Genomic DNA, 17,394 nt, shown 5'->3' with positions numbered 1-17,394 from the left:
TTCATCTCCCATTCTCTCATTTTTTAAATCCGGCTTACTCCAGGCATGATGTCATTCAAGCCGATGTATAACCGATGGTTTCGTTGGCCGCCTCACTCCCTTTCCCAATTGCTCGCACGCTGCTCCGGCATCGCGCCGCAGCGCGTCTCCCGACTGTTCTGACGGTCGGCCTCACCTCCTTTCCGAATTGGCCCCCGCGTTTCCCGGCACTGTGCCGCAACGCGCTTCCGGCCCAACTGTCACGCCTATTGGCCCCACTGTCTTGTCGCTTTGCCTCGATCGTATCCCCGATATCTCGACGCATCGCGACTCTCGATCGCCACGTTCATTCGTTCGCCGCTTATATCCGCCGAGCCATAAACTCCCGCACCTCGTCCGCCGTCGGCGCTCCCTTGACGCCTCCGACCCGAAGCGTCGCCATTGCGCCGCAGGCCGACGCGTAGCGAAGGCTCGCCTCGGGAGACGCGCCTTGCAGAATCGCATAGAGAAATCCGGCGTTAAAGGAGTCTCCCGCTCCGGTCGTATCGATTGGATCGACGCGGAATGCATCGACATGGGTCCACTCTCCGCCAGGCCCCAGCAAGGACGCCCCCCTGCTTCCTCGCTTCAAGGCGACAAGCCCGCGTTTCGCGGGAAGACGGCCGGCCAGTTCGGCAGGATCGGAGGTGCCGAAAATATGCTCGGCCTCCGTCTCGCTTGGCACGAAATAATCGGTGCAGGCCAGCAGCGGCTCGATGAGCTCGCGATCCCAACGCTCATGAGGATCGTAGCCGGTATCGAAGCTGGTCGTCACGCCCTTCTCGCGAGCTTGCCGGAACAGCTCCAGCCAATGCGGCTTCATACCCTCCTGCAGGAAAAAGGAGCCGAAATGAACATGGTCCGCCTCGCGGGCGATATCGCCCAACGGGATCAGGCTCGGCTCCATGAGCGGAATCGTGCCCATATAAGTGAGCAGCGAACGGTCGGACGGGGTGGAGAGCGAGAAGGTGACGCCGGTCTTCTCCCGGTCGGTCAGAGACACGCGATCCGCGTTGACGCCGTACCGCTTCAACTGCTCCAGGCAGAATCGGCCGTATTCGTCGTTGCCCGCGACCGAGACGAACCTGACCTCCACACCCAATCTGGCCAATACGCAGGCGGTAATCGCCGACGAGGAGCCAAGCGTCAGCTCGTACCGCTCGATCAGCTTCTCCTTGTTCGGCTCCGGCTTCACGTCCGGTCCCGATAAAATGACATCGGGGTTCAGCTCCCCGACAATATATACGACCTTGCTCATTTCATTGCCCTCCCTCTGGCTTGACGAAATGCTTCTCCTTGCGAAACGCGATCCACACCGCGATTCCCTGCAGCGTTCCCGCGCCGGCGAACGCGATCCAGAGCGCGTCCGCCCGCAGCGAATCGGCCAGCGGCAGCAGCACGATCAGCGGGACGGCCCGGCCGAAGTTCAGCAGAGTTTCGTACAGGACGACGGATTCGATCCGAAAGGCCCCCTTCAGCGGAAGCTTGTCCGTCTCGGTAAAAAATCGGGAAATAAACGTATTGTGATAGACGGGATTCAAGCAGGCGACCACAAGCAAAAATACGATCGTCTGCGCCGTCCCCATTCCCCCGGACAGGAGCAGCGCGCCCAGCACGATGCCGAACGAGCATACGCGCATGTAGACGGACGCGCGCTCCAGCCTGCCTCTGCGCGACATATACAGGCTGGAGGCGACCGAGACGAGCGAGCTCGCGGCAAGCGCGACGCTGACGATATTTTCGCGCTCGAACACCTCGTAGAGCAGCAGCGCCGGAATAAATAGCGTAAGCCCCTCCAGAAAACCGGTGCAGAACCAGAGTGCGAGCAGCCTCGTCCACAGCGGATTCCGCCGCGCCATCGGCAGAGTCAGGCCAAGCATGTAACGTCTCCTGCGGGACGGCTGCTTGCCGATGAACAACGAGATCAGGAACACGCCCGCGAATACCGCCAGCGTCAGCCCGAAGGCATACAAGTAACCGCCCAGGCTCAAGCCTCCGCCGATCAGCCAACCTCCCGCGAGCGGACCGATCAATCCGGCTCCCGTCAAAGTCACCGTGCTAATCCCCACGTAGCGAACCCGGTTCAGCTTGGCCGAAACATCGTACAGCAGCACCAGAATTCCGGCCCAGTAGAAGCCGACGGCCAGCCCTTGACAGAGCGCGATCGCGCCGTATACGCCGACGATTCTCTCGCCCAGAACCAGCACAAGCGCGAAAAACGTCATATGAAGCATTAAGCTGATCCGCAGCGTATGCAGCCGGTCGAATCTTTTGGCGACGCCGCCTCCTATCCAGAAGCCAATGGGCGTCAGCACGTAGAACAGCGCGTTATAGACGAGATTCAGCGAGAACGATTCGCTCAGCCGCAAAAAATAAATATTGAAGAAGGTCAAGGACACGGAGCTGCCGAAAATGAACAGCCCGTGCATCGCCAAGGTCAAGACCGCGTCGCGCGGCATGCGGTCCTTGCGAGTTTCCATGCGTCAGGCTCCCCCGGAACGCGGACGATCTGCGACCGCGCTCATTTAAAGCCGGTCATCGTCAGTCCTTTGATGAATTGCTTCTGGAAGATCAGGAAGATAATGATGACCGGAATCATGATCAGCACCGCGGCCGACATGACGACGTTGTAGTTGACCACGTTCTGTCCGTTGAAGAATACGAGCGCCAGCGGAACGGTCATTTTCGACTCTTCGTTCAAAATAATCAGCGGCCACAAATAGTTGTTCCACGCGGCCATGAACGAGAAGATCGCGAGCGCCGAGAGCGCCGGCCTGATCTGCGGCAGGACAAGCGACCGGAACGTCTTGAACTCGGAGGCTCCGTCTATTCTGGCCGCTTCGATCAGCTCGCTCGGAATCGCTTCGATAAACTGCTTGGCCAGGAAGATGCCGAACGCGCTGACCAGGTAAGGAATGACGATCGCCGACAGATCGTTGACCAGATTCAGCTTGGAAATAATGACGTAGGTCGGAACCATCACGATTTGAAAAGGCACCATCATCGTCGCCAGAATGACGACGAACAGCACGCGTTTGCCGCGAAAACGAAACTTGGCGAAAATATAGCCGGCCAACGCGCTCGTAAACATCGCGGTGACCGTAACGATGGCCGACGTCGACAGACTGTTGACGAACCAGCGGAAGAACGGCACCTCTCCCAGCACTTTTTTGTACCCGGATAGCGTCGGCTCGCGCGGAAGCAGATGATTGGACGCGGTCAATATTTCCGAATTGCTCTTGAATGAAGTCAGCACCATCCATAAATACGGCACGAACATCAGCAGAGACCCGATCAACAACACCGTAAACAGCAGCATATACGATAAACTTCGTTTTTTCCTCCGCATGTCGCCCTCCTTAATGCTCCCATTGGGATCGGCCGATCCGCATCTGGATCAGGGTCAGAACGAGAATGATCAGCAGCATGACGAAAGCCATCGCGGACGCGTAGCTCATATTCATGTACGTAAAAGCCTGGTCGTAAATGTTCAGCGCCAAAACGTAGGTTTCATGCAGAGGTCCGCCCTTGGTCATAATCTGGAATTGGGGGAACATCTGAAAATAAGAGATGCTCGTCATGATGAAAACAAACAGCATCGTGCGGCTGAGCATGGGCAGCGTAATGTTCCAGAAAACGTGCCACGGCGAGGCCCCGTCCAGCTCGGCCGCTTCGTAGAGCGACTCCGGAATGGAGTCGAGCCCCGCCATGAACAGCACGATATTGTAGCCGACGTCGGCCCAAAGCGTCATGATGACAATCGACAGCAAAGCGGTGGACGGATCGGTCAGCCAGTTGATCGAGTCCAGGCCGACCAGATTAAACGCCATATTCACGACTCCGCTGTCCGCGTTGAACATTGTCGTCCAGATGACGGCCGAGCCGGCCAACGGCGCGATCGCCGGGAGGAAGAACATCGTGCGGAAGCTGTTTTTCCAGAAGCCGCCGCGAATTTTGTTAATGCCGGCCGCAATCATCAGCGTGACGGCGATATTCACCGGAATCGCCACCAGGACGAAAACGAAGGTGACGCGCAGCGACTTGAAAAACAGGTCGTCGGCAAACAGCTCCTTAATATGCTTCAAGCCCGCGAACGGAACCGAAGAGGATAAAGGAGAATAATCGAAAAACATCAGCACCGTGCCGATTACGATCGGCAGGATGGAAAACACCAGAAACAAAAGCACGATCGGCGCCAGCGACAGCATGATAAATCTGCGCTCGGACACTTGCTGCTTCGACATCTATGAACCGCCTCCAATCGGGAACGGAGACCCGAAGGTCCCCGGTTCCGCCTCATCGATTACTGCTTGGCCTGAAGCATCTTGTTGATGTCCGTCTCCGCCTTCTTCAGACCGTCCTGCACGCTCGTCTTGTCGTGAACGATCTCGGCGTACACATCGATGATCACCTGGAAGAAATAATCCCGGTCGGCCAGCGGTCCGATCCAGCGTCCGTTCGGAAGAGCTTCCACGGCAGCCTTCACGAGCGGGGCGCTCTCCAGATACTTCGGATCTTCGGCTACGTGCTTGTTCGCCGGGATGGAAGAGGTGTGCAAGTTCCAGGCCAGCGCGTTCTCCTCCTCCATCATGAATTGAACGAACTCCCAGGCGGCCTGGCTGTTCGGGCTTTGCTTGGATACGACCTCGCCCCAGCCCGACTCGGAGCTGAATACGGCAGGTTGGTCGGTGAAGGATGGGATCGGCATGTAATCGAAGTTCTCGACGTTAAACGTGTTGATCCCTTCGGCGATCGTCCAAGGTCCCGCCGTCGTGATCGCCGACTGCCCCTTGAAGAAGATCATATAGGGCTCATCCGGCGTTCCCAGCTTGGTCAGATCGGTTACCTTGTGCACCTTGACCAGGTCGACCAGCTCCTGCATCGCCTTGGCGGCTTCCGGAGTCGAGAAGTTGACCTGCGTTTGATCGTCGTTCCAGAAGTCGGCTCCCTGCTGCTGAATAAACGCGAGGAAATAGAAAACGATGCTGTCGTTGGAGGTGATGTCCAGCCCCCGAACGGTAATTTTGTCTCCGCTGCGCCGGGTCAATTTCTTGGCGTCCTCCAGCAGCTCCGCCCAGGTGGACGGGTCCTTGTCGATGCCCGCCTCCTTGAACATCTGCGGATAACGCAGAGCCGCTGCGTTCTCGATGTTGAATTCGTGGGGAACGCCGTACACCTTGCCGTCGTATTGGAAGCCGCCGATCGCGGCCGGGTAGACCTCCGCCTCAAGCTCGGCCCCGTTCGCCGCAGGCTCCAGCAAGCCGTTCTTGGCGTACTCCCGCACCCAGGTGCCGAACATTTGCACGATATCCGGCGGGTTCTTCGTGTTCATCGACACGCGGATTTTTTGCACGAACGCATCGTACGGGAACACTTGCAGATCGACTGTTACGTTGGGCTTTACTTTCTTGTAATCCTCGATCAGCTTTTTGTTCGCTTCGACGAAGGACGGGTTCTCATGGACCCACCAGACGAGCTTGACCGGCTTGTCGTCGCTTTGTCCGTTGTTGCTCCCGGAATGGTTCCCCTTGTCAGAACAGCCTGCAAGCGCGAAGCTTGCCATCAGCAGAAGCGCCAGGATCGATGCCATTGTCTTTTTCATGAAACGTTCCCCCCGATTAATGGTTGATAGTTTCTGCAAAGCCTTATCCGCTGCGGTTAGCGCAGCTCCCCAATGAACGGCTTCTCCGCTTCGTACAATTCCTCGAACATCGCCTGGATTTCCTCCAGAGAGCAGACCGCGGACGTAAGCGGATCGATCATCAGCGCGTGCATCGCAGCCTCTTTGTCGCGATTCAGCACGGCGGTTACCGCCAGGTCGAAAAAGGCCATATTGCTTCTGCACAAGGCGGCCAAGTGCTCCGGCAGCCGTCCGAAATGCGTCGGGTGAATCCCGTTGCGATCGATCAGGCAGGCGACCTCGACGACCCCTTCGTTCGACAGATTGTCGATCAATCCGGTGTTGGCGACATTGCCGTAGATGACTTTAGGCGTATTATTGATCATGGCGTCCATAATGACGGCCGCGTATTCGTTGGACGATTCGAAACTGATCTCTTCCTCTCCGGAGATGCGGCGCAGTACCTGCTCGTCGTTCTCCCGTCTCCAGATCGGCCAATTGTTGGCGTAAAATCCGGTCCCTCCGTTGTAGCCGACTCCGCAATGCCGCTCGAGCAGGTCCTCCCTTTTCCGGTAGTACGGAATGTACTCCGAGAAATGGCCGCTCGATTCGGAGACGAACGCGCCCAAGTATTTCATCGCGTCCAGCCTGACCGGGTCCTTCCTCAGCAGCTCGGGATTTTTCATTCTCTCCTTGAGCTCGGGATACTGATCCTGCCCGTTTCGCGTCAACTCCACGAACCAGGACATATGGTTGATGCCCCCGGCCTTCCACTTCAGCTCCCCGTAGGGAACGCCCAAATATTTCGCAAGCTGCGAGGACGTGTTCTGGATCGAATGGCACAAGCCGACAACGGGAATCTCTGTCGTCTTGACGGTCGCCAGCGTCACCGCGGACATCGGATTCGTATAGTTCAGAATGACGCATTCCGGACAATAGGCTTCGATATCGCGGACGATTTCCAGCCAGGCCGGAAGCGTTCTCAACGTTTTGAACAGTCCCCCGGGTCCCAGCGTATCGCCGATGCACTGCTTCACCCCGTACTTGAGCGGAATCTCGTATTCGTACTTGACGGTTTGAAGCCCGTGAACCTCGATCTGATTAACGACGAAGTTCGAGCCCGGCAGCACCTCCTTGCGATCCGTGGAAGCGACGATGCTCCAGTTCTTCCCGGCGAGGGACACGACCTTCCGCACGAGCTGTCTCGCCAGGTCCAGCCGCACCGGGTCCAGGTCGATCAGGCCGATCGTCACCTCGTCGCCCAGGTTCGGAATGTTGATCATATCCACGACGATATCCTTGGTGAAGCTGCTGCCTGCGCCTATAATCGTCACTTTGTTCATATACCGGCTCCTCTTCGCTTCTTTCTTTGGGCCCAAAAAATCCCCTAAAACCCCGATAATTTTCGCCCAAAGTTTTCTAAACCCATCTTAATTCCTTTGGGGCAAAACTGTCAACACAAAAAAAGCCATTCCCCCGACCAATCGGGAAAACAGCTTGATCGCCTTCGCTTTATTCCGGGTCTAGCCCCGGCAGCGGCTCCGGCCCCGGAAGGGACGGAATTTACCTGAACGGGACCCCTTTCGTGGAACCTCTGAGAACCAATTCATAAGGAAGCAGCGCCTTGATCGGAAAGCTTAACCGCCCGTCCAAATAATCGGACAGCAAATAGGCGGCCGTCAGTCCGATCTCGAATTTGGGCACATGGATCGTCGATAGCGGCGGGGACGTATATTGCGAAATATCGATATTGTCCACCCCGAAGAAAGCGATGTCCTCCGGCACGCGCAGACCGGCCTCCGTCACGGCGCGCATGGCGGCGATGGCCATGACGTCGCTGGCTGCGAAGAAAGCGGTCGGCAGCTCGGACAGCGGCTCCTTCGCCAGCCGGCTGATCAATTCGAAGCTCGTCTCGATCTGCCAGTCGGCGTTCAGAATCCACTTCTCCTCGGGCTGGATTCCGGCCTCCAGCAGGGCGTAGCGGTAGCCGCGGAACCGCTTCTCGCGCGACATGTCCCCGGACAGCCCCAGACCGCCGATGAAGCCGATTTTCCGGTGGCCCTGCCCGATCAAATGCCGCACCGCCGCCTGCGAGGCGGATACCCGATCGTAAGAAACCGTCGGCACGGTCGGATCGTTCACGTCGACGCCGACGATAGTCGGAATATGCTTCTTCAACGCCTCGTAGATCGGCGGGTCGATCCCTTCGATAATGACCGCCCCGTCGATATGGCTGTCCTGGATGATCTGCTGCTGCACGGAAGGGTCCCGCAGCTCGTCCCTCGTATGAATGAAAGCCAGACCGTATCCTCTGTCGGTCAAGCCTTTCTCTATTCCCTTCAACACCTGCGAAAAGTACGGATACGAATAGTTCTCCTGCGGAAGCGAGATGATGCAGCCGGCGCGCTTGGACGGGACCGGCTTGGCGCCGCCGCTGCCGACCGAACGCCTGGACCATCCGCTCGTACGGTATCCGAGCTCCTTGGCGGCCGCCAGTATCCTTTCCTTCGTCGCGGCGTTAACGATCTTGCTGTCGTCGTTGTTCAGCACCCGGGATACGGTCGATATCGAGACGCCCACCTTTTCCGCTATATCCTTTAGAGTAGCCATCGTTTCACCGCCTCGTGAATTTTGGGCCCAAATCGAACCTCTTCATCATAGCGAAAACAGGCCGCATCTGTCAAACAGAAAAACCGTCCCCCTTGTGAAGAACCGCCTCCCAAATCGTTAGAGAACGTCTAACTTTTTGGAGGCAGTTCATAATGGGGACGGTCCCGATGCTTATTGCTCCGGCAGGGCAAACGAATCTCCGGTCCGTTCGATCCACGCCTTCAGCTTGCCGAGCAGCTCGGCCCTCTTGCCGGCATACAAGCTGTTATGAGCCATATTCGCCAGCTCGTACGGGTCCTCGTTCAGATCGAACATCAGCCACGACACGCCTTCGAAGCACACATACTTCCAGCCGTCGTTCGTGACGATTCCCCGCCACGGTTTGTCCACACTGTGCCCGTGGCCGGTCGGGACAACCGACTGCAAATACGCGGAATCCGGCTCCTCCGCTCCGTTCCCGGCTCTGTCCGGCAGGCGATGCGAGGAATAATCCGTGCCCTCCATCCATTCCGGAACGGCGACTCCGCACAGGCCCAGCGTCGTCGGCGCAACGTCCACATGATTGAGCAGCGCCCGGGATACGCCGGTCGTTCGGCCGTAAAAGGGCCGTTCTCCACCAATGACGAAGGGGACGCGGATCGCCTCCTCCCAGGGACTGGTTTTATGGAATTGGCCGTGGCTGCCGTGCATGTCTCCATGGTCACTGAAGAAGACGACATGCGTATCCAGATCCAGATCGGCGGCGCTCAGCGCTTCCCGGATCCGCCCCAAATTCCAGTCCAAATTTTCGATCATCGCATAGTAGCCGGCCAGATTCGTCCGGGCTTCCTCGCGAACCCGCGCAATCGGCGGCACGTTCGGACGCAGCTCCACGCTCCCGGAAGTGTGCTTCCCGCGGAAGACTTCGGGCGCCATATACGGATTGTGCGGCGCCTGCGCCGATAAAACCGCGAAGAACGGCCGACCGGCCCCCGACTTCTTCTCCTCGCCGCGCTCGCGGATATACTCGACAAACAAATTTGTCAGTTCGTCGGTCTCAAAGCCCGGCAGCCGATAGTGGAAAGCATCCTCTCCCGCTCCGCCATGCACCCAGCAGTCCCACGGACTGTTGTTGTTCTCGTAGCCGATCCAATGCCGGAACCCGCCGCGCCGTTCCGGCGGCACGATGTGGTACGCCGCGCGCCCCTGATTCTCGCGAAAGCCGTCCAAATGCCATTTGCCGAAATAAGCCGTCTCATACCCTTCGTCGTTGAGCACGTGGGCAATCGTAGGCTGCTCCTCCGGAAGCCGATGCTCGTGTCCGGGCACGCAATGATGCGGATAACGTCCGGTCATGAGCGACCCTCTTGTCGGGCAGCAGAGCGGAAAGCCGGACAACGCGCGGTTGAAGTGAACGCCCCCGGCCGCGAGATTGTCGATATTCGGCGTATGGACGTTCCCGTCCCCGTTGCAGCCCAGAGCCTGGGCGCGATGCTGATCCCCGAATACCCAGATGACGTTCGGACGATCGTTCGTTGCGGATTTGACGCTCATTGCGTTCTTCTCCTCTCCCGTTACCCTTTTACGCCCGAGGTCACGATTCCCCTGACATAGTATTTTTGCAGCGCGAAGAACAACAGCAGCACCGGAAGCGCAATCAAGGCGGTGGCCGACAAAATGTAATTCCATTGCACCGAATATTCCGTCTTGAAAATGCTAAGCGCCAGCTGCACGGTTCTCATGCTGTTGTCGTTGGTAATGACAAGCGGCCAGGTGTACTGGTTCCATGAACCGATGGACTTGAGCAGCGCGACGGTGGCGAACACCGGCAAGCTGGCGGGCACGTAGATTCGAAGCAAGGCCCGCAGGCGGGAGCAGCCGTCGATCTTCGCCGCCTCGTCCAGCGCCTTGGGAAACTGCAGGAAAAATTGCCGGAACAAAAATACGCCGAAGGGATGGGCAATCTGCGGCACGATGAGGCCGAGATAGGAATTGAGCAGGCCGATCCCGCCTTCCCCCCACAGGTCGTTGCCCCCGAACAACGGAAATTGCTTGATTTTCAGAAATACCGGGACCAGAATGACTTGCTCCGGAATCATGAGCCCGATAAGCGAAAAGAAGAACAGCAGGTCGCGGCCTTTGAAGTTTAATCGGGCGAACGCGTAACCCGCCATCGACATGATCACCAGACCCAGACTCACGGTGATTAGCGTAACGACTAGCGAATTGGTGAAATAGCGCCCCCAATCCCCCTGCCGCATCGCCTCCGAGTAGTTGCTGAGCGAGAAGGATTGCGGCAATATCCGGAACACGGGAGACTGGATCTCCGCCATCGTTTTGAACGAGCTCAGGAGCATCAGCGCGAACGGCAGCGCGACCGTCGCGGACACGAGCGCGATCGCGGCACACAGCAGCATTTTACGGTACAACGGCCGCTTCAACGCAGTCCCCCCTTAATCTTCCCCATACTTTTTCCTCGAGCCTCCGAACCGGTAGTTCAGCGCGGTGATCAATACGACTCCGCACAGCAGAGCGACCGATTGCGCGGAAGCATAGCCCATCTTGAACTCCGTGAACGCCCGCAAATAGATCTGATGCACCATCGTCGTCGTCGAGTTGACCGGGCCGCCGGAGGTCATGACGTTGATCTGCTCGAAGACGTTAAAGGAGTTAATGACTCCCGTCACGAACAGGAAGAAGGTCGCCGGAGCGAGCAGCGGAACGGTAATGTTCGCGAACTGCCTGAACCGGCCGGCGCCGTCGACCTCGGCCGCCTCGTAATAATCCTTCGGAATCCCCTGCAATCCGGCCAGGAAAATAATCATGTTATAGCCGATCCCTTTCCAGATGCTCATCGCGATGACCGAGGGCAGCGCCGTCCGGGGATCCAGCAGCCATTGCACGGGGTTAAAGCCCAGCGCGCTCAGTACGCGGTTAAACAGCCCGTAGGTCGGATCATACAGCCACATCCATACCATGGATACCGAAACCATAGAGACGATATGCGGCATGAACACAAGCGCCCGCGCCCAGGAGGTCTTGATCAGAGTCGTATTGAGCAGCACGGCGGTGAGAAGACCGAGCGCCATCGTCGGAATCAAAGTGAACGAGAAATAGACGGCCGTATTCCTCATCGCCTTCCAGAACACCTGATCCTGCAGCATGTCATCGAAATTGCGCAATCCGACCAGCTTGCTTCCCGAGAACAGATTAAAATCCGTGAAGCTGTAATAGATCACCTCCGCGATCGGGATCAGCAGAAAGTAAGCGAACAGAGCGTAAAAGGGCAGAATGAACAGATAACCCGAGCGGTCCGTAAACACGTTTTTGCTGCGCAAGTATCGCATAATGGCCTCCGCGCTTATCGCCCGATTTCTTTCTTCAGCTCGGCGACGGCGTCCTTAAGCGCCTCCGCGACGGGCTTCACTCCGTACATCGCTTCCTCGTACCCTTGATTGGCGTATTTCTCGAACAGCGGCGACCAGGTAACTTTCGGTCTGCCAACCCCGATTTGAACCGCTTCCATAATCGCGGCATTCATCTCCGGATCCATTTCGACGAAGCGGTCGGACAGCGATTTGTTCACGACCGGAACCATCAGCTCCTTCATTCTCAGCTCCGCCCGCTCCTTGCTCAGGAAGAACTCGATCAGTCTCCAGGCTTCGTCCTTCTGCTTGCTCGTGCTGGCAATCGAGAACAGACGGAGACCGTTGAAGGTGGACGGCTGCTTGCCCGGCACGTTGCTGACTACGCCGATCTTGCCCTCCAGGCTCGGATCGTTCCTGATCATTTCGCCGATCGCGTCCGGAGCGATATACGTCATCGCCGATTGGCCCAGACGGAAAGGAACCGTCTCCGCTTTCTGAGCATCGTAAGGAATCGAATACTGCGACAGCTCCTTGACGAACTCCAAAGCTTCCACCGCCGCCGGCTCGTCGAAGACCGGCGTCTCGTTCGACTCGTCGACGACCGCGCTTCCGTTCTGATGGCCGAAGATTTCCAGCCAGAACGAACCGTTCTGCTTCGGCACGTCGAACCCGCCCCGGACCGTCTGGCCGTTCTCGACGACGGCCAGCTTCTTGGAATAGTCCATCAGCTCCGCCCAGCTTTGCGGCGGCCGTTCCGGATCGAGATTCGCCTCGGCGAAGTAATCCTTGCGGTAGGCGAAAACGTTCGGAGACGGCATGTAGCCCATTCCGTAAATTTGGTCCTTGTAGCTGCCCAGCTTATAAATATTGTCGATGATGTCGTCCTTGCCGGCCCAGCCGTCGATATACTCGTCGAGCGGAGCGAATTGCTCCAGATTGGCGCGGCTGGCGATGTTGATAATGCCGACCTCGAACAGATCCGGAGCCGTTCCGCCCGCGAATGCGGTGTTCCACTTGGCTTCCACGTCCGCGTAAGGGATATAGTCGATCTCAACCTTAATGTCGGGGTTTTGCGCTTCGAAGGCTTGAATATCGGAGGCGACGCTGCGGGTTAACGCTTCGTTGGGGCCCGAGCCCCTCATCCAGAATTTAAGCACCTTTTGCTGTGCCTGTCCGGCTCCGGACTCGTTTCCTTTGCTTAACTGGTCGCCGTCGCCCGCTCCGGAGCAAGCGCCCAGCGCTATGGACAGCGTAACGACCGAGGCGAGAAGCCCCCCTGTTTTTCTGTTCATTCCGATTCTCCTTTAGGATTTTGTAATGGCTTACAATCACATGTTAAAGGAGCGGAGCACGGCGAACCATACGAGCCGATTAGACTTTGTTTCGTTCAATCCAGCTTTCTTCGCCGCGGTCTGTCTTGTCTTGCGGCTCGCTTAGATTGGGTTTCGGCGATCTTAGAGAATCGACGTATTGAGAGGGCGTAATCCCGTAATGAGCTTTGAACGCAGTGCTGAAATGCGCTTCGCTGGCATAGCCTACTTCGGCCGCCACGCGATTGATCTTGTGGCGCAGAGTCGCCAGTCGCTGCTTCGCCTGTTCCATTCGGACTTCGATCATGTAGCGGGTAATCGTCTTGCCGGTCTCTTTCTTGAACATTTGCGACAAATAGTTTTCGTTCAGATGCACTTGTTCCGCCAGCACGGTCATCGACAGCTTGTCCGCGTAATGCTCGCGGATATAAGCCATGATCCGATTCGTCGTCTCGCTGTACACGAACGTGCGGCGATAGGCTGTCTCCTGCATTTTCCGCAAATGCCGCCGAACCGCATCCCGAAGCTCCTCCCAGTAAGCGAGCCGATCCAATTCTCCGAAAGCGTCGGGACGCTTCGCGTCGCGCTGTCCGGTCTCTTCCGGCAACTGGGCCTCCATCCGCTCCAGGAAGGAACGGAACGCCTCCTTGGCCTCCGCGGGATCCACATTCCTGATTTTCAAGGCATCGAGCTTCTCCAGCACGCTCTCGATCAAGCCGGGCTCCAGCAGCTCGGCGGATTTCAGCGGACGCATGAGCTCGGCCAGCTCGGCGTGCTCCTCGGACGGGTCCGAGCTCATGCCGGCATTCGCCGCGTTCACGCTCATCTCCCCCGTATAGAACCGGCAGCGGAATGCCCTCTTCGCTTTCCTGAATTCATTCTTCACCGCTCCGGCGGACGAGAAAGCCGCCCCGATTCCGAACGATACCGTGTAGGAAAAGCGAAGCCTCGCTTCCGCGCCCCAGTCTCTGCACCGGCTTGCAAGCTCTTCCCCGGAAGGCGGAGCCGTGTCGGTGAAGGCAAGCAGCAGTGCCGCATTGTCCCCTTCATCGACAAAGCCTTGCAGCCGCGCCAGAGGAAAAGATTGGGCCGCCCACCGCTTGCAGGCTTCCAGCAGCGTTGAAGACGCGGCGTCCTCTTCCGTATTCGGCGTCCCGTCGCGGCCGCAGATCAGCCAGCGCATGGCGCCCTGCAGCATTTCCGGCGGCAGCCAGTCCTCGGGACTGTTCAGCACGTCCCGGAGCTGCCAGCGGTCTTTAGCCTGCGTCCGTCCGCTGCGATCCTCCGCCATTTTCCGCAGAGCGGCCACGATATCCTGATCGTCCGTTTCCGCCTTCAGCAGATAGTCCTTCACTCCGATTCTCAGCCCGTGACGGACGAACTCGAATTCGTCGTAATTGCTCAAAATAAGAAAGGAAATTTCCGGATTCAGCTTGCTCGCCTGCTCGATCAGCTCCAGGCCGTCCATAACGGGCATTTTGATATCCGTGATCACAATATCCGGAGCGGAGGACATGCACAGGGTCAAAGCCTCCCGTCCGTTGGCCGCCAATCCGGCGATCTCGAACTCGTCCCCGTTCTGCCGGATGACGTGCTCGAACCATTGACGAATCGGTTTCTCGTCGTCGACAATCAATACTTTTAGCATCCGCTGTCCCCCCTAGCTGTTATCCTTGATCGCCGGTATGCGAACCGTAACCCTCGTTCCGCCTTCCTCCAGCCGCTCCAGCTCCACTCCGTACGTCTCCCCGAAATGCAGCTTGATTCGCTGCTCTACGCTGCGAATGCCGAGACCGCGCCGCCCTTTGTCGAGATCGATTCCGACTCCGTCGTCTTCGATCGCAATCCATACGTCCCCTTCCCGGATTCCGGCTCCGATCGTAATCAGGCCTTTGCCCGGCTTCGGTTCGATTCCATGGAAAATCGCGTTCTCCAGCAAAGGCTGCAGCAGCAAATTCAGCGTTTTACAAGCTCTCACATCGTTTTCGATCCGGAACGCGACATCGAACTTATCTCCGTAGCGAACCTTCTGAATCAAAATGTAATCCTTGAGAAACTCCATCTCCTCTTCGAAGGTTATCGTTTCCTGTCCCTGCCTGAAGCTTTGCCGAAGCAAGCGAACGAGAGAGATGATCATCCGGTTGACCATGGCGGTATCGTTCGTTTTGGCCATCCAGCGTATTGAGTTTAAGGTATTGTACAGAAAGTGGGGATTGATCTGGGAATAGAGCGCCTGGATTTCCGCGGATCGCTTCAATTCGTTTTCCCGTCTGACCTGGTCCAGCAGCTGTTCGATCCGGACGAGCATCGTATTGTATTTTTTCATCAGGAAGCCGATCTCATCCTTCCGGTCGACGTGCACCGGGACGTTGAAGTCCCCGCTCTGCGCCTGCTGCATCGAGCGAACCAGCCTTTTGATCGGAGCTGAAATCCGATAAGACAAATAGTAGGACAGAACGAACAACCCGGCTAAAATAAAGGCCGCCGCATACAGAATCAGATCGCGAACCTGATTGATGTCCTGCAAGAGAACGGATACCGGCGTCGTTTCCACCAGAATCCAGTCCATCTGCGGCACCTTGCGGAACGTAATCAGCGAGCTCTCCCCTTCCGCTTCCGCCATGAAGCTGCCGCTGGCGTAGGGGGACAGCTTGGCGAAATAAGCTTCGTCCGAGATGGAGCTCCCGACGGCCGACTGGTCGCGCGCGGACAAAATCCGCCCGGCCTCGTTGACGATTCGCAGCTGTACGCCCGTTAAGTTTTTATAGGCATCGAACAGCAGACGCTCCTCGAAGTCCAGAACGAGCAGACCCAGCTCTTCTCCGGTGTAGATATCGCGCAAATAACGCGCGGCGGAGAAAACATACTTCCCGTGGTGCAGATACGTATCGCTCCAGTACATTTTATTTTTGTCGGGCATCCGTTCCCTCATTTTCAGCTCTTCGCCGAAATCGTACTGCCCCTGCTCGTCCGCCGAGCTCGAATAGACCGCCCCGTTAAATCCGATAAAGGCGGTCGAATATTTCAAGTGTTCAAAATAGTTCCCCGTATCTCCAACCGTCTCGACGACTCGTTTCAGCGCCCTGTATTTTTCGTATTCGGTGGAACGGGTGCTGCCTCTTAACCAATCTCGAACGTTCGGATTCAAATAATACATATTCGAAACCGACAGCATGTTCTGATTGATCGCTTCCAGCTTCTCCCCCACCTGCTGCAGCAGAAGCTGCTTGGACTCCTTGACCTGGCGCACGATGCTTTGTCTCGCGGCCTCGTACGCAACGGAGGTGAGCACGACGATGCCGATCAGGAACAACGGCGCGATCGTTACGAAGAGCTTGTTTTGAATTCTCATGTTGTTAAACGTTCCGGTCAGCATCCGCGCCGCCGCCTTCCCTCGCTGTCTCGCCGGCCGCCCGAAAAGAAGTATGCGCGGGTCGAACCGAGCTTTCTTATCGTATCACACTTCTTCCGCGAAGGGAGCCGGACAAAATTGCGCCGCGATGGCATGCAAAAAACGCGGCCCGTATGGGCCGCGCTCGTTAATGCGATTAGTTGATCGTCCAGGAATCGGCAATGATGCCCGCCTGTTCGATGTATTGGTCGAAGCTGTCGCGAGTCGCGGTGAACGTAACGATATAGGCTTTGCCCTCGTGAATTTCCACCGTCTGGGCCCAGGTCAATTCCATGTCTCCCTGCTTGCCGGTATAAGCGATATAGGCCGCATCTATTCCTTCTTCGTCGCTCAGCTCTTCTTCCACGATGTTAAAATCCTGGATCAGCTGCCCGGAGCCGAGCTGCTGCTTCGTAAGCTCGATATAGTCCTTGGCGTTGATGCTCTGGCCGCCAAGATCCTCGACGATAAAGTTAATGTTCTCGTTAAACGTATCGTTGGCGCCTTCCGACGGCGCGATAAAGGCCGCGATGCCGACCAGGCCTTCCTTCAAGGTCCAGTCTTCCGGATATTGAATGGTCGTGCCGAACGTCTTGTCCTCGAACAGCTTGTAGCCTTCCGGAACGGACGCGGGCTCGTTCGCTTCGGCGGACGGACTCTCGGACGCAGACGGCGATTCCGACGGGCTTTCGGACGGCGACTCCGCCGGCGAAGACGAAGGCGAGGACGATTCCGACGCGGACGGCGATTCCGACGGCGCCCCTCCATTGTTGTCCTTACCGCCGCAAGCGCTCAGCGCCAAAGCCAGCAGCGCCAGAAACAACGACATTTTCAACAGATTTGCAGATGGTTTCTTCATTCTCCATTTCCCCTCTCTCTATGGACGTTCAGGGAAAATTTCCCTTTCCCTAAGCGCCTTCGACCAGACTACAGCATTTCTCCCGCGAAGTAAACTTATTTAACCTTATCTTTAGGTAACGTTCCCCTTCGTTTCCGGTCTGGAAAAATAAACAAAAAAAGCATTCCGCCCCTTGCAATCGAGGGACGAAATGCTTTGCGCTAGAAGGGGCAAGCCAGAGGACTTGACCCCAACCTGCC

14 protein-coding genes are annotated in these 17,394 nt (G+C 57.2%); all 14 read right to left on the bottom strand.

Annotated elements, in window-relative coordinates; genetic code table 11:
* Nucleotides 1–340: 340 nt before the first annotated feature.
* Nucleotides 341–1,276 (bottom strand): carbohydrate kinase family protein, encoded by a 936-nt coding sequence (locus tag ACFFT4_RS20720; RefSeq protein WP_378050726.1) that lies wholly within the window; start codon nt 1,274–1,276, stop codon nt 341–343.
* 1 nt (nt 1,277) lies between these two features.
* Nucleotides 1,278–2,498, bottom strand: coding sequence for an MFS transporter (locus tag ACFFT4_RS20715; RefSeq protein WP_378050725.1), 1,221 nt, complete (start codon nt 2,496–2,498; stop codon nt 1,278–1,280).
* 41 nt (nt 2,499–2,539) lie between these two features.
* Nucleotides 2,540–3,367: a carbohydrate ABC transporter permease gene (locus ACFFT4_RS20710; protein ID WP_378050724.1), complete on the bottom strand. Its 828-nt coding sequence runs from the start codon at nt 3,365–3,367 to the stop codon at nt 2,540–2,542.
* Between the two features lie 10 nt (nt 3,368–3,377).
* On the bottom strand, nt 3,378–4,262 hold the full coding sequence (locus tag ACFFT4_RS20705; protein WP_378050723.1) for a carbohydrate ABC transporter permease: 885 nt from the start codon (nt 4,260–4,262) through the stop codon (nt 3,378–3,380).
* 59 nt (nt 4,263–4,321) lie between these two features.
* Nucleotides 4,322–5,620, bottom strand: a complete 1,299-nt coding sequence (locus ACFFT4_RS20700) for an ABC transporter substrate-binding protein (RefSeq protein WP_378050722.1) — start codon at nt 5,618–5,620, stop codon at nt 4,322–4,324.
* Nucleotides 5,621–5,676: 56 nt separating this feature from the next.
* Nucleotides 5,677–6,981, bottom strand: coding sequence for an alpha-galactosidase (melA, locus tag ACFFT4_RS20695; RefSeq protein ID WP_378050721.1), 1,305 nt, complete (start codon nt 6,979–6,981; stop codon nt 5,677–5,679).
* A gap of 220 nt (nt 6,982–7,201) precedes the next feature.
* The gene (locus tag ACFFT4_RS20690) at nt 7,202–8,248 is read right to left on the bottom strand and encodes a LacI family DNA-binding transcriptional regulator (RefSeq protein WP_378050720.1); all 1,047 of its coding nucleotides are present in this window, start codon (nt 8,246–8,248) and stop codon (nt 7,202–7,204) included.
* A 171-nt stretch (nt 8,249–8,419) separates the two neighbouring features.
* The gene (locus ACFFT4_RS20685) at nt 8,420–9,781 is read right to left on the bottom strand and encodes a sulfatase family protein (RefSeq protein WP_378050719.1); all 1,362 of its coding nucleotides are present in this window, start codon (nt 9,779–9,781) and stop codon (nt 8,420–8,422) included.
* A gap of 20 nt (nt 9,782–9,801) precedes the next feature.
* Nucleotides 9,802–10,668 (bottom strand): carbohydrate ABC transporter permease, encoded by an 867-nt coding sequence (locus tag ACFFT4_RS20680; RefSeq protein ID WP_378050718.1) that lies wholly within the window; start codon nt 10,666–10,668, stop codon nt 9,802–9,804.
* Between the two features lie 12 nt (nt 10,669–10,680).
* Nucleotides 10,681–11,574 (bottom strand): carbohydrate ABC transporter permease, encoded by an 894-nt coding sequence (locus ACFFT4_RS20675; RefSeq protein WP_378050717.1) that lies wholly within the window; start codon nt 11,572–11,574, stop codon nt 10,681–10,683.
* A gap of 14 nt (nt 11,575–11,588) precedes the next feature.
* Nucleotides 11,589–12,887: an ABC transporter substrate-binding protein gene (locus ACFFT4_RS20670; protein ID WP_378050716.1), complete on the bottom strand. Its 1,299-nt coding sequence runs from the start codon at nt 12,885–12,887 to the stop codon at nt 11,589–11,591.
* A gap of 79 nt (nt 12,888–12,966) precedes the next feature.
* Nucleotides 12,967–14,553: a response regulator transcription factor gene (locus ACFFT4_RS20665; RefSeq protein ID WP_378050715.1), complete on the bottom strand. Its 1,587-nt coding sequence runs from the start codon at nt 14,551–14,553 to the stop codon at nt 12,967–12,969.
* Between the two features lie 12 nt (nt 14,554–14,565).
* Nucleotides 14,566–16,281 (bottom strand): sensor histidine kinase, encoded by a 1,716-nt coding sequence (locus ACFFT4_RS20660; RefSeq protein ID WP_378050714.1) that lies wholly within the window; start codon nt 16,279–16,281, stop codon nt 14,566–14,568.
* A gap of 172 nt (nt 16,282–16,453) precedes the next feature.
* Nucleotides 16,454–17,155, bottom strand: a complete 702-nt coding sequence (locus tag ACFFT4_RS20655) for an LpqN/LpqT family lipoprotein (RefSeq protein ID WP_378050713.1) — start codon at nt 17,153–17,155, stop codon at nt 16,454–16,456.
* Nucleotides 17,156–17,394: the final 239 nt, after the last annotated feature.

It is taken from the genome of Cohnella cellulosilytica (assembly GCF_042431195.1).
Classification (GTDB): domain Bacteria; phylum Bacillota; class Bacilli; order Paenibacillales; family Paenibacillaceae; genus Cohnella; species Cohnella cellulosilytica.
Note: the sequence above shows the minus strand (reverse complement) of the source record. Positions and strands in the feature narration are given on the sequence as shown.

Bases quoted from the DNA above. Each gene is read 5' to 3' on its own strand.
- ACFFT4_RS20660 (WP_378050714.1), bottom strand. From the start codon at position 16,281: ATGCTGACCGGAACGTTTAACAACATGAGAATTCAAAACAAGCTCTTC.
- ACFFT4_RS20700 (WP_378050722.1), bottom strand. From the start codon at position 5,620: ATGAAAAAGACAATGGCATCGATCCTGGCGCTTCTGCTGATGGCAAGC.
- ACFFT4_RS20655 (WP_378050713.1), bottom strand. From the start codon at position 17,155: ATGAAGAAACCATCTGCAAATCTGTTGAAAATGTCGTTGTTTCTGGCG.
- ACFFT4_RS20690 (WP_378050720.1), bottom strand. From the start codon at position 8,248: ATGGCTACTCTAAAGGATATAGCGGAAAAGGTGGGCGTCTCGATATCG.
- ACFFT4_RS20705 (WP_378050723.1), bottom strand. From the start codon at position 4,262: ATGTCGAAGCAGCAAGTGTCCGAGCGCAGATTTATCATGCTGTCGCTG.
- melA (WP_378050721.1), bottom strand. From the start codon at position 6,981: ATGAACAAAGTGACGATTATAGGCGCAGGCAGCAGCTTCACCAAGGAT.
- ACFFT4_RS20670 (WP_378050716.1), bottom strand. From the start codon at position 12,887: ATGAACAGAAAAACAGGGGGGCTTCTCGCCTCGGTCGTTACGCTGTCC.
- ACFFT4_RS20710 (WP_378050724.1), bottom strand. From the start codon at position 3,367: ATGCGGAGGAAAAAACGAAGTTTATCGTATATGCTGCTGTTTACGGTG.
- ACFFT4_RS20675 (WP_378050717.1), bottom strand. From the start codon at position 11,574: ATGCGATACTTGCGCAGCAAAAACGTGTTTACGGACCGCTCGGGTTAT.
- ACFFT4_RS20665 (WP_378050715.1), bottom strand. From the start codon at position 14,553: ATGCTAAAAGTATTGATTGTCGACGACGAGAAACCGATTCGTCAATGG.
- ACFFT4_RS20720 (WP_378050726.1), bottom strand. From the start codon at position 1,276: ATGAGCAAGGTCGTATATATTGTCGGGGAGCTGAACCCCGATGTCATT.
- ACFFT4_RS20685 (WP_378050719.1), bottom strand. From the start codon at position 9,781: ATGAGCGTCAAATCCGCAACGAACGATCGTCCGAACGTCATCTGGGTA.
- ACFFT4_RS20715 (WP_378050725.1), bottom strand. From the start codon at position 2,498: ATGGAAACTCGCAAGGACCGCATGCCGCGCGACGCGGTCTTGACCTTG.